This window comes from Acinetobacter sp. AKBS16, assembly GCF_002899995.1.
Lineage (GTDB): Bacteria > Pseudomonadota > Gammaproteobacteria > Pseudomonadales > Moraxellaceae > Acinetobacter > Acinetobacter baumannii.
On record NZ_POYH01000091.1, the window covers coordinates 97074 to 110087 of the forward strand.

General features: G+C 40.9%; 10 protein-coding genes. 8 read left to right on the forward strand and 2 right to left on the reverse strand.

Annotated elements, in window-relative coordinates; genetic code table 11:
* Positions 1–77 precede the first annotated feature (77 nt).
* The 4 genes from C1642_RS16755 to C1642_RS16770 all read left to right on the forward strand — a co-directional run bounded on the left by C1642_RS16755 (position 78) and on the right by C1642_RS16770 (position 5129).
* A complete protein-coding gene (locus C1642_RS16755; RefSeq protein WP_103236607.1) occupies positions 78–1565 on the forward strand; it encodes a flavin-containing monooxygenase in 1488 nt (495 codons plus the stop codon).
* A 44-nt stretch (positions 1566–1609) separates the two neighbouring features.
* Positions 1610–2464 carry an SDR family NAD(P)-dependent oxidoreductase gene (locus C1642_RS16760; RefSeq protein ID WP_000834590.1) on the forward strand — a complete coding sequence of 285 codons (855 nt, stop codon included), beginning with the start codon at positions 1610–1612 and terminating at the stop codon, positions 2462–2464.
* 72 nt (positions 2465–2536) lie between these two features.
* On the forward strand, positions 2537–3430 hold the full coding sequence (locus C1642_RS16765) for an alpha/beta hydrolase (protein WP_103236608.1): 894 nt from the start codon (positions 2537–2539) through the stop codon (positions 3428–3430).
* A 28-nt stretch (positions 3431–3458) separates the two neighbouring features.
* A complete protein-coding gene (locus C1642_RS16770) occupies positions 3459–5129 on the forward strand; it encodes a GMC family oxidoreductase (RefSeq protein ID WP_071225445.1) in 1671 nt (556 codons plus the stop codon).
* Between the two features lie 59 nt (positions 5130–5188).
* On the opposite strand, the gene C1642_RS16775 is transcribed toward C1642_RS16770, so the two are convergent.
* Positions 5189–6469 (reverse strand): OprD family outer membrane porin, encoded by a 1281-nt coding sequence (locus C1642_RS16775; RefSeq protein WP_000753535.1) that lies wholly within the window; start codon positions 6467–6469, stop codon positions 5189–5191.
* Between the two features lie 31 nt (positions 6470–6500).
* Complete coding sequence (locus tag C1642_RS16780; protein WP_103236609.1) at positions 6501–7847, reverse strand: MFS transporter; 1347 nt, start codon at positions 7845–7847, stop codon at positions 6501–6503.
* 376 nt (positions 7848–8223) lie between these two features.
* Between C1642_RS16780 and C1642_RS16785 the strand changes: the two genes are divergently transcribed.
* The 4 genes from C1642_RS16785 to C1642_RS16800 all read left to right on the forward strand — a co-directional run.
* Positions 8224–9909, forward strand: coding sequence for an arylsulfatase (locus tag C1642_RS16785; protein ID WP_103236610.1), 1686 nt, complete (start codon positions 8224–8226; stop codon positions 9907–9909).
* Between the two features lie 25 nt (positions 9910–9934).
* On the forward strand, positions 9935–10888 hold the full coding sequence (locus C1642_RS16790) for a formylglycine-generating enzyme family protein (RefSeq protein ID WP_086223121.1): 954 nt from the start codon (positions 9935–9937) through the stop codon (positions 10886–10888).
* A gap of 12 nt (positions 10889–10900) precedes the next feature.
* Positions 10901–12088, forward strand: coding sequence for an OprD family outer membrane porin (locus C1642_RS16795; protein ID WP_103236611.1), 1188 nt, complete (start codon positions 10901–10903; stop codon positions 12086–12088).
* A 235-nt stretch (positions 12089–12323) separates the two neighbouring features.
* On the forward strand, positions 12324–13014 hold a 691-nt coding region (locus tag C1642_RS16800; protein ID WP_146035344.1), incomplete at its 3' end, for a Rieske 2Fe-2S domain-containing protein.

Sequence of the window (13014 nt, forward strand, 5' to 3'; positions counted from 1 at the left end):
AGTTAATAAACGTCTATTCTGCATACAGGAAATTGCGATTTTTTCGCTCACTGTTTTTAAGGATTTTAGAGCAGCCTATGTTTAATTCGTCGTCTAATTCAAATAAAAATGTACGCATCGCCATTATTGGCACTGGCTTTGGTGGTCTAGGACTTGCCATTCGTCTCAAACAAGCAGGTTTTGAACAATTTACTCTATTTGAAAAAGCTGCCGATGTAGGTGGTGTCTGGCGTGACAACACTTACCCAGGCGCTGCATGTGATGTGCCGTCACATCTTTATTCTTTTTCTTTTGAACAGGAACTTGGTTGGAAAAATCGCTACGGGACATCTCAAGAGATTTATCAATATTTACGTCACTGTGCCGATAAATATGACCTTCGCCCGCACATCAAATTTAACACTGAAATAGCCAGCGCCGAATTTGATGCACTGCAAGGTGTATGGCACATCCAAAGTACAACTGGTGAACAGTTTGAAGCGGAATTTCTGGTTGGTGCTGTAGGCCAACTCAACCGCCCTGCCTATCCAAAACTTAAAGGCATTGAAAACTTTAAGGGTAAGGCATTTCACTCAGCGCGTTGGGACCATGACTATGACTTAACTGGTAAACGTGTTGCAGTCATTGGCACAGGCGCAAGCGCGATTCAGTTTGTACCTGAAATTGCAAAACAAGTGGCTCACCTAGACGTTTATCAACGCTCAGCGCCTTATGTTATTCCAAAACCGGATCGGGTTTACCAACCTTTAGAGAAAAAAGCTTTCCGTAAACTGCCGATCTTGCAAAGTCTAGACCGCGCCTTGCAATATGGCCATCATGAAATTCGCCTACTTGCTTTTACAACTTCACTTAATGAAATGCCTTTGGTGGAATACATATTCCAGCGCCACATTCGAAAAGTTGTTAAAGATGGGAAGTTACGCCACCGCTTAATGCCGGACTATCCAATTGGTTGTAAACGTATTTTAATCTCTAACCACTGGTATGAAACGCTGACCCAACCTCATGTTGATGTGATTGATACAAGCATTCAAGAAATTACTGAACATGGCATTTTAGACACGGAAGGAAAGCTGCGTGAAGTTGATGCCATTATTTACGGTACAGGTTTTACGGCGACTGAATTTATGGCGCCAATGCAAATTACTGGACTTGATGGGCGTACATTAAAAGACACATGGAAAGATGGTGCTGAGGCTTATTTAGGTCTAACAGTAAACGGATTCCCTAACTTCTTTATGTTGTATGGACCAAATACCAACCTCGGGCATAACTCAATCGTCTATATGATTGAAAGTCAGGTGAATTATATTTTAGATGCACTGCGCACTACTTTGAAAAATAACCTGCTGTTCACCAACATTCGTGCCGAAATTCAACACGAGTTTAATCAAAATATTCAGGAAAAAATGAAAAAAACGGTGTGGGCGCAAGGCTGTACCAGTTGGTATCAAACTGCTGATGGCAAAAATACCAATAACTGGCCAGGTTTTACCCTTGAATATCGCCAACGCACTCGTCGCTTTGACATTGAAAACTACACTCAGGTGTCGGCTATTTCTTAAATACGCTTCGCCATAGGAAATGAGAAAAATAAACGGAGAATTTTATGAAGTCTTTTAAAAATAAAGTCGCAGCTGTGACAGGTGCGGGTTCAGGTATTGGTCAAGCAATTGCAATCGCCCTCGCGAAACAAGGCTGTCATCTGGCACTTTCTGATATTAGTGAAGCCGGGTTAGCCAAAACAGTCGAGCTCTTAGCACCCTATTCTGTCAAAGTCACCACTCAAAAAGTTGATGTGGCTAAACGTGATGAGGTTGCAACTTGGGCAAAGGCAGTGGTAGATGAGCATGGCCAAGTTAACCTGATTTTTAATAATGCTGGTGTCGCAATAGGGAGTACGGCTGAAGGTGTGAGCTACGAAGATCTTGAATGGCTCATTGGTATTAATTTTTGGGGCGTGGTTTATGGCACCAAAGAGTTTTTGCCTTACTTAAAGCAAAGTGGTGATGGGCATATTATTAATATTTCCAGTATGTTTGGTTTAACAGCTCAACCGACCCAAAGTGCTTATAACGCCAGTAAATTTGCCGTTCGTGGTTTTACTGAATCATTACGCCAAGAACTTGATATGCAAAATGCTGGTGTGAGCGCGACTTGTGTGCATCCGGGTGGTATTCGCACCAATATTGCCAAAGCTGCACGTATGAATAATAGCGTCCAGTCTTTAGGAATGGACCCGCTAAAAAGCCAAGATGCTTTCGATAAATTACTTCGCACCCCTGCTGATGATGCAGCTCAGCAAATTTTGGAAGCTGTTCGTAAGGACCGTCGCCGTTTACTTATTGGAGCCGATGCAAAAGCCGTTGATGTAATTCAGCGTATTCTGCCGCAAGGCTACCAAAAGATCTTTGCAGCCGCGACAGCTTGGCAAACTCGCCTACTCAACAAATCAGCAAAATAAAAATAGTGGTCAGCATGCTCTTAATTTTAGGAGATGCTGGCTAATCTCACATGCTTAGTATGAGTCCTTATTATGAAGCAGCTTCTTGCATGGACCATCCGTACAACACTACGTCCAGCTTTATCCCCTAAAACACCACTAAAGCTACAACGTTTTTGTAGTGATGCAGCCAGTGCTATTGTGCTTGGGCCTCGTGGTTATCAAACAAAGAAGCAAATAATTGCTCAAGTTCCTACGCTTCATATTCGGCCTAAGACCATTAAGTCAGGTCGCGGTATTTTGTATTTACATGGTGGTGGCTATGTCGTGGGCAGTAGCAAAAGTCACGCTAAACTTGCCGCTCAGATCGGACATGTAGCTCAAGCACAAGTCTGGTTACCTGAATATCGTCTGGCCCCAGAACACCCAAGCCCTGCTGCTATTGAAGATATCATTGCAGTCTATAAAACTTTACTTGCTTACGGACAAGACCCTAAAAAACTTGTAATTGCGGGTGACTCCGCTGGCGGCGGGCTGAGCTTAAGCACCGTAATTGCTTTACGAGATGCGGGCTTCCCTTTACCAGCGGCTTTAGTTTTACTTTCGCCTTGGGTTGACTTAAGTCTTTCAGGAAACACAATAAAAACTCATGCTGCTCAAGATGCGATGTTGTCAGAGGACTGGTTAACCTGGTGTGCAAAAAACTATTGCGGCCAAAAATCGGCAACCGATCCAACATGTTCCCCACTTTATGCTGACTTAACCGGATTACCGCCGATTCTGATCCATGTCGGTACCGAAGAAGTTTTATTAGACGATGCAAAACGCCTTGCTGAACAAACTGAAAAATACGGCATTCCGACGAACTTAAAGCTTTATGACCAAGTCGGACATGTTTTTCAATTTCATGCAGGTATACTAAAGGAATCTAATGACTCCATTGAGCGCATTGGGCAATTCATTGATAAACATACAGAGTCAATATAAAAAATATCATTAGACAGGAGCCTTCATCATGACAATAAACAATTATGACTATGATTACCTCATTATTGGTTCAGGCTTTGGTGGTAGTGTTTCTGCTTGCCGTTTAACTGAAAAAGGCTACTCAGTTGCCGTAATGGAAATGGGGCGACGCTGGAAAGCTGAAGATTTTGCTAAAAACAACTGGAATACTCGCCGCTGGATTTGGCGTCCGGGTATGAAACTTTTCGGTTATTTCAACATGCGTTTTTTTCGCCATGTCACCATTATTTGCGGTAATGCTGTCGGCGGTGGTTCAATTACCTATGCCAATACCCTACTGGTTCCACCTGAACATATTTGGGATGAAGGCACATGGGCAGATGCCGCGGACTGGAAAAATGAAATGCCTCAGCACTATGCTGAAGCAGAACGTATGCTTGGCGTGACTGATAATAAAATTTTCGGCCCTGCCGACCACATGCTAAAGAAAATGGGTGAAGCAGTCGGTGTTGGCCATACATTTAAACCTACTCGTGTTGCCACTTTCTTTCCACCCGAAGGTGAAGAAGGTGGCAAGACCTACCCCGACCCTTATTTTAACGGCGAAGGTCCAGACCGTGGCACTTGTACCGCATGTGGCGGTTGTATGACGGGTTGTAAACACAACGCAAAAAATACATTAGATAAAAACTATTTGTACTTTGCCGAAAAAAATGGCGCCAAGGTTTATGAAGAAACCAAAGTAGTTGATGTTAAACCGCTCAATGATAAAGCCGATGGCAGCGATGGTTATGAAGTTACGACTGAATGTTCAAGCTCATGGTTTAACAAACAACGTCGTACTTGGCGAGTTCGTAATGTGATTTTCTCGGCATCTTCTTTAGGGACACAAGAGATATTGTTCCGTTTAAAACAGTCCGGTTCTCTGCCAAATATTTCTGATGATTTGGGTAATCGAGTTCGTACCAATGCCGAGTCGATTTTAGGTGTTCGCTTTTTTGGTAAAGATGTCGACATGAGTAAAGGTGTTGCTATTGGTTCAAGTATTTACATTGACCATGACACTCATATTGAAGCGACTCGCTACCAAAGTGGTTCAGATGCTATGGGCCTTATGTGTACTTACATGGCTAAAGGAAAACCGGGTTGGACACGTATTTTCTTTTGGTTATGGGCACTCATTTGCCATCCATTTATTTTCCTTCGCATGAGTAATCCTGTCAGTTTTGCACGTCAAACCTTAATTTTCCTTGTCATGCAAACTGCAGATGCGTCCATTAACATGCGCTTGAAACGTAACTGGTTCTGGCCTTTTGGTAAGGTGTTATCGAGCGAGGGTAAAAAGCTACCTGTTTATATTCCGCAGGCCAATGCATTTACCGAAAAAGTTGCCAAAATGTTTAATGGCCACCCCATGACGACCATTACCGAAATTTTGTTTAACGTACCTTTTACAGCTCACTGTATGGGTGGTTGTGCAATTGCTTCAAGTCCAGAGCGTGGTGTGGTAGATGGACAAAATCGGGTGTTTAACTATAAAAACTTATACGTTGTAGATGGTTCAATGTTAGGTGCAAATTTGGGGGTTAACCCAAGTCTCACCATTACAGCTCTAGCAGAACGTGCAATGTCTTATATTCCGGCTAAACATACTTTAGAAGAACAAGCTTATACTCAAACTCAGGGTGAAGTTTTAGAAGCAGCAAAAGTATCTGCTTAATCACATCCAAAAGCAGGTTAAAACCTCAAATAAAAGGTTTTAACCTGCTTTTTTAATATTTAAAATTTAAAGGTGTAATCGACATTCAAACGTGTTTCATTTGCCGAGTGGAAAGTCATATTCGTTGGCATGTCATTACGATAGTGAGAAAAGCGAGCTCGCATTCCTAAGCCCTTTAACTTGCCTTCTGGAATTTTATAACCCAAATCAAACTCCAGCGAATCTTCTTTAAATCGCTGATCGCCATATTGCAGTAAATCAATATCTTCACCTTTAGCATAACGGGTCATAAAACGTAGTCCGTTTAATGAAACATCCCCTATCCGCGCATTTTTAAAGTCATATTCATAACGAATCGAGTAGACTTTTTCGTCTTTATTTGAGTAGTCCGAACTCATAAAATCAAGCACAACCGGACTTTCAGTTCCCGACAAAAATGGCAGACCAGTCGAACCAAACGACTGCATGTAGCCCAAAGAAACCGTATGATTTTGATAGTTCAAACCAAATAAGCCACTAATATGGCGGTTATCAACCTCTCCTATTTTTTTACTTCCAGTTTCTTCACTATTAAAAAACCGTACATCACTTAAAAAATTAAGTTGATCATTTAAAGGTTGTTTGCCGTTAAAGCCCAAAAATTGTTGCTGGTAAATGTCTTTGAGTTCAGCATGGTAAGCACGTAAACGGTAGTCTTTTAACTGATAACTTCCACCTAAAGTATAAAACGAGTCAGTGGTTGCTGCTTTGTTAAATCGATGATTGATATTGTCTGTTCCAACATCGGTATAACGAATGGAGTCACGCTGCCGTACTTCGTCGACATAAAAACCTTCGAGTTGAAGATTTGGAATTTCATTTGAAACAAAGCGAATACCGCGATAAGTCTGTGGAAACAAACGCGCTGGCGATGAAAATATGGTTGGTAATTGCGGAACTAAGTCGCCCACAAAAAGCTCATTTTTTCTAAATTTAGCCTTCCCTGTAATGCCTATTTTTCCATAATAATCATCACGCGAGTTATCAGGATTAACTGGGAGTAAGCCACTACGTGCATAGTCGTCAGCACGACTTCCCATCAGGTTAAAACCTGCCATTGCGAGCACATCAACACCAAACCCCACTGTCCCTTCGGTATAACCCGACTGTCCTTTAAAAATTAAACCCTGTGCCCAATCTCTGGCCGCCGTATAGGGATATGGGTCTTTTTTATAGTCTCGGTCGAAGTAAAAATTACGGAGCGTCAGCTCAGCTTTACTGTCTGCTATAAACTCGGCATGCACAACTTGACTAAATAATGGGCACAAGCATACCCCCACCCATAATGGTGTCTTTTTCATTTTTTAACTCAACTATTTAATTTTTAATGGATTAAGGTGCTGTTTTAAGTGAGAAGTTTTGCTCTTTCTTACTTCGGTAAAAAGCGCTACCTAAACTCAAAATCAGGAAAATAGCCAAAATAAACACCACACCGTAATAGGCATACAGCGTTGCAGGTGCAATACCTTTATCTAAGAAAATGCCTGCAACCGTTGGCGATAAGATTGCCCCAATCCGACCAAAACCAATTGCATAACCCACGCCGCGACTACGGATTTCAGCATCGTAAATCGTTGGAGAAATAGAATATAAACCTGCCACACAGCCATTAATGAGTGTGCCAAGTAATAAACCGACTATGAGAGCAATGCTCACTTGAGATGAGACAGCGACAAATAGGAAAACACATGCCGAGGTTAGCCCTAAAAACAAACTTAAGGCATAGAAAATTTTCATACGTGAAGCAAGTAAACCAATAATGGCTGCTCCGAAAATACCACCAATACTAATTAAAATACCGGTACTTACGCCTTGCTCTGGTGACATCCCCATTGAAATCAGAATTTTTGGTGTCCAGCTCATCACGAAGTAAAAGCCAAACATCACTAAAAAGAATGCAAACCATAAACAAAGTGTCTGGAACCCCTGCTGCCCTGAAAATAATTTACCAATATCACCTGTATTTTTTTGATTATTCTTGCCGTAATAAGGTAAGGCTTTTAAAGCAGTTAAACCCATACGATTTACTGTTGCGTTAATACGTTCTAGTGCCTGTTTTGGTCTTTTCGCCAACAAATAATCTAAAGATTCAGGTAATAACCATGCACTAATCAGCAACATCACTATAGTTGTGATGCCCCCTGCCAAAAAGATTGAACGCCAACCTAAATGCTCAATCAAGGCCAGTGAGAGTACACCGCCCAGCGTCGCACCAATGCCATAACCTGTAGACATTAAACTCACTGCGAGACTGCGCCAGCGTGCATTGGCATATTCACTTGCCAAGACATTACTACTCGCAAGAATCCCACCTACCCCAATTCCGTTAATAAACCGAAGTGCGGCCAACATGCCGTGACTTTGCACTAAAGCACAGCCCAACATGCTCAGACCTGCAATTACAAGACAAACCAAGATAAGTAAACGGCGACCAATTTTATCGGCTAAAGGTGCGAGAAAAATTGAACCGGCAGCCATACCAAAAAGACCTGAACTCAGCAATAAGCCAATTTGTGCGCCTGAAAGTGACCATTCTGCTGACACGGACGGAGCGGTAAATGCCATTACCATCACATCAAAGCCATCAATAATATTGAGACAAATACAGATCAAAATGATGAACCATTGATAACGGCTCATATTATTGTGATTGATCTCACTTAGAACATCTCTTTCCATTTGTGCATCTCCCAATGTGGATAAGAGATACACACGACATTGCTAATATGAGCGATTGGGTGGTTATGCATATCCGTATCCATCATGACCTAGAGGAATATTTGTTTTTTTGAGCATCCTGCTCTTTTTCTATACTGAATATTTGGATCCAAAAAATCAACTAAAATTATAAATTGATTATTAAAACATCTATAAACATATAAATTATATAAGTATAAAATTATTAAAAACATAAAATTAGATTGTTTGAATATTTTTATGGATCCACAATAAAAAATCTATTATGATCGATTCCAGAGCATTTTTTAGCCAAAAAAGCTCTGTTCATTTCCATGGAATGCAAGATGCATTTATAAAACTTCAAAGGATTGTTGTTATGAAACTCAAAAGAGTAAGCCAGCTTACATTGGGACTTTTTTTTGCCAGCCAATTGTTTTACACAGCGCAAGCAGCATCTCCAAAAAATCAACAACCACCGAATATCATGATTATTTTGGCCGATGATCTTGGATTTTCAGACATTAGTGCCTATGGCAGTGAGATTAAAACACCTCATATTGACAGCCTGTTAAAGCAAGGAAAAATGCTTTTCAATTTTCATGCTTCATCAATGTGTTCACCTACTCGTGCACAGCTTATGACAGGTGCAGATAATCACTTGGTCGGTTTAGGTGCCATGTATGAAACTTCAAAACGACAAGAAAAATTGGTTGGCACCGATAGTCCGCGTGCACTGCTCAAAATTGATGGATATTCAGGTCACTTAACGCAAAATGCTTATACACTCGCAGAAATTTTAAAGACTAAAGATTATTACACCTTCATGGTCGGTAAATGGCACTTAGGCTATGCTCCCGAACAAAACCCTAAAGCCCGTGGTTTTGATCAATCTTTTGCCCTGCTCGATGGCTTCGATTTACACTTTAAAGACCAACCTAAAAACTATCCGCGCAACACCCAATACACGGAAAATGGTCAAAAGGTTACATTGCCTGACAACTACTACTCAACCGACTTTTTTACACAAAAAGCTTTTGAGTATTTAGACAAAAATAAAGCGCAGAAACCATTTTTTACCTACCTCGCCTATACCGCTCCACACTGGCCAATACAGGCACCTGCTCACTATAGAGATTTATACAAAGGTAAATACAATCAAGGCTATGATGCGATTCGCAAACAACGCTTTGAACGTCAAAAGAAATTAGGATTAATTCCTACAAACGCAGAATACCCAACTGAAAGTGGTAATCAGGCTTTAGGCACTAAAAGCTGGAATGAACTCACCCCACAAGAGCGCAAATATGAAGCGCGTAAAATGGAAGTTTATGCTGGCATGGTCACCCAGTTAGATGATCGAGTGGGCGATGTTATTCAATATCTTAAAAAGCATCATTTATATGACAACACTTTGATTGTGTTTATGTCAGATAACGGCGCTGAAGGTGGTGATCATAATTTCCCAATGGGTGATGCCGACAATCGTTATGAAAATATAGGCAACGCCAGCTCATATGTTTACATGGGACCACGCTGGGCCGAAGTGAGCAGCACACCATTTACCCACTGGAAGTCAGCTGCTTCAGAAGGTGGAGTACGTGTTCCATTTATTGTTAAATCGCCTGTACAAATTTCTAAACAACGTGGAATCAACAATAACTTTGCGACAGTCAGAGATATATTCCCAACCGTTATGGAACTAGCGGGTATTCAAAATAATCAAATCTATCCAACTTCAAGCACTAAAATTAAACCGTCTGGTTTTAGCCTAATTCCTGCTTTTAAGGATAATACTGCCCGTATTCGCCCTGTTAATTATTATGACTTTAAAGAATTGCATGGCAGCCGCTACGCCAAAACTGACGAATGGAAACTTGTTGAAAACTCACCTTCTAAATTTAAAAGCCACGGTTGGGAACTCTACAATTTAAAAACAGATTTTAATGAGCAACATAATGTTTATGCAGAACATCCTGAGATCGTCAAAGTCTTAAATAATAAATATTTAAGATATGCCGATGAAAATGGTGTTGTGGATTTTGAGCAATACAATAAAAAGTAGAGAAAAACAGATGAAACAAATCATGATGCTTTCATCGTTTCTCTTACTTTGTGCGTGCCAAAAAACCACGCCTCAACTAGAACAGACCACCTTGCCCGACTTAGGCAGCAAAGCTAAATGTAATTCTTATTCGGGGCTTCCTTCGGGTTGGCCTAAAAACAAAGAAGCCGGCATGGTCAAGCTTCCGCAAGGAAAAATTGTTTTAGGCACCACACAAGGTTATGAAGATGAACGCCCATTAAACTTACAGGCAACTTCCGTTCCCGCTTTTTTAATTGATGCAACTGAAGTCACCAATGCCCAATTTCAAGAGTTTGTTAAACAAACGGGTTATGTCACCGATGCAGAAAAGCAAGGCGGTGCGGCCATGTTTGTACAACCTGAGCATCCAGTTGAAGAATTACAGTGGTGGAAATTTGGAAAAGGTGCCAACTGGAAACATCCTTGGGGATTAAACAACCCTAAACAACCTGCACCTCATGAACCTGTACGTATGGTGACATGGAATGATGCTTATGCTTATGCAAACTGGCTCGGTCATGACTTACCGTCTGAGCTTGAGTGGGAGTATGCAGCCAAAGGTTTTCAGCAAAACTCCGACATTGGCCCCACCCATGAAGGCCATATTGTAGCCAACTTCTGGCAAGGTGAATTTCCATACAAAAATGTTCAGGAAGATGGTTTTAAGGATGTGGCCCCTGTGGGTTGTTTTAGCAAAAACCCATTTGGTTTATACGACTTGATTGGCAATGTATGGGAATGGACGCAAACACCCTATACAGGTCCAAGAGATCATCATATGGGAGATCCATCGAAATATCGGCAAAGTCACGAACAGATTTTGCAATACACGATTAAAGGTGGGTCTTATTTATGCGCAACCAACTATTGCGCGCGTTATCGTGCTGCCGCGAGGCATCCACAAGAACTCGACCTTGCCACCAGCCATGTCGGTTTTAGAACAGTAAAACGCTTTTAAACGGATTTAAAAATGAAGCATATTTTTATTTATGGGATTTTCTTCTCAGGGACGACCCTTGCCTGCTGTTTAGCTCATAGTGCAGTCGATGTTAATTTTCAAAATACACTCACGCTAAAAACATTCAACTTCGACAGACAATATGAAAATGGGACCAGCCCCGATACTCATAGCTTGAGCCAAGGTCTGATCTATCGTGGCGACTGGTCAACCAAACTTAATGAGGTTCAGCTACACCTCAATCCAAGCATTCAATATGCTTATCGCCTAAGTAGTGACCAACACACCAATGATATGGTCATACCCTTTGACCCTAATACCAAAAAACAAGCACAAGACTACGTTAAATATGGCTTAGGAGCTGGAGTTGAATATCAAAACTTTCACATGAATATAGGTGAAATTATTCCCGACTCACCACTTACCCCACAAGTCGACACACATCAATTACGCGTGAACTACAAAGGCTTGGAATTAAAATATAAGACACCGCAACAAAATTTCGAGCTGGGTTTGATTAACCGTTATTCACCCAAAAATGAGGAGGACTACCACAAACTCGCCATATCAAAACATGAATCTGACGGACTCTATTTCTTTCAATGGGATGGCAAAACACCACGGTACCACTGGAAATTTTATAATGGTTACTTAACAGATCTCATCAATCAAAGTTACCTTGCTTTTGATTATCAATGGACAAAGCAGCACACTACAAAATTACGTGTGTTTCGCCACGACGATGTCGGTAAATCAAAGCTTGGTGAATATGACAATACATCCATAGGCGCTATGCATTTCATCAAACATGGCAACTTTACAACCGGAATTGGCTATCAAGAAAACTTTGGCAAAGATGGTATTCCAAAACTCGATAATATGCCCATTCCTCACATGGTGAACTGGACCTTAGGCGCGTTTACCAAAGCAGATGAAAAGTCTTATCATTTCGTTGCTTCCTATGACTTTAAAAACTATATCAAGGGTTTAAAAGTGACCTATAAATATATTTATGGCGACTCTTTTCAGACCATGAATCAAAACGATTTTGAGCAAGAAAGTGATGTGTTGATTCAGTACGATCTAAATGCTTGGATTAAAAATCTTAAATTTCTTTTATTAAATATTAACTACGACACCAAACATGGCAAAAGTCTGGATGAACAGCGCATGATGCTTCATTACACTTTTAATTTCTAAATTTTCACGGCCCATAATGGCTATAGTTACAGCCATTATGGATCCAAATTAAAACAAATAAAAAAAATTTCCCAAAAACTCCAAAGAAACGTATAAGTCCTTAACAATAGTTAAAAATATACAAATTAACCAACTTTAAAGAACAATATTTTTGAATAAATATACTGCTTATCAATTGACCAATATTTTTATTTATTATAAATTGGATCCAATAAGTGATAAGGAGTCGTCACAAATGTTTATTAAAAATGCTTGGTATGTAGCTTGCCGTCCAGAAGAAATCCAAGATAAACCATTAGGTCGCACCATCTGTGGTGAAAAAATCGTTTTTTATCGTGGTAAAGAAAACCAAGTTGCAGCCGTTGAAGATTTTTGTCCGCATCGTGGTGCCCCACTCTCACTTGGCTATGTCGAAGATGGCAATCTTGTCTGTGGTTATCATGGCTTAGTCATGGGTTGTGACGGAAAGACCGTTTCAATGCCAGCCCAACGTGTAAATGGTTTCCCTTGCAACAAAGCATATGCAGTTGTTGAAAAGTTCGGCTTTATTTGGGTATGGCCAGGTGAAAAGGCTTTAGCAGATGAAGCAAAACTCCCAACTTTAGAATGGGCAGATCATCCGGAATGGAGCTATGGCGGAGGCTTGTTTCACATTCAGTGCGACTATCGCCTAATGATCGACAATCTAATGGATTTAACCCATGAGACCTATGTTCACTCAAGCAGTATTGGGCAAAAAGAAATTGATGAAGCCCTGCCAGTGACTAAAGTTGACGGTGACCATGTCATTACCGAACGCTATATGGAAAATGTGATCGCACCTCCATTTTGGCAAATGGCCCTTCGCGGCAATCATTTAGCAGATGATGTACCTGTCGACCGTTGGCAACGTTGCCACTTCTTTGCGCCAAGTAATGTCCACATTG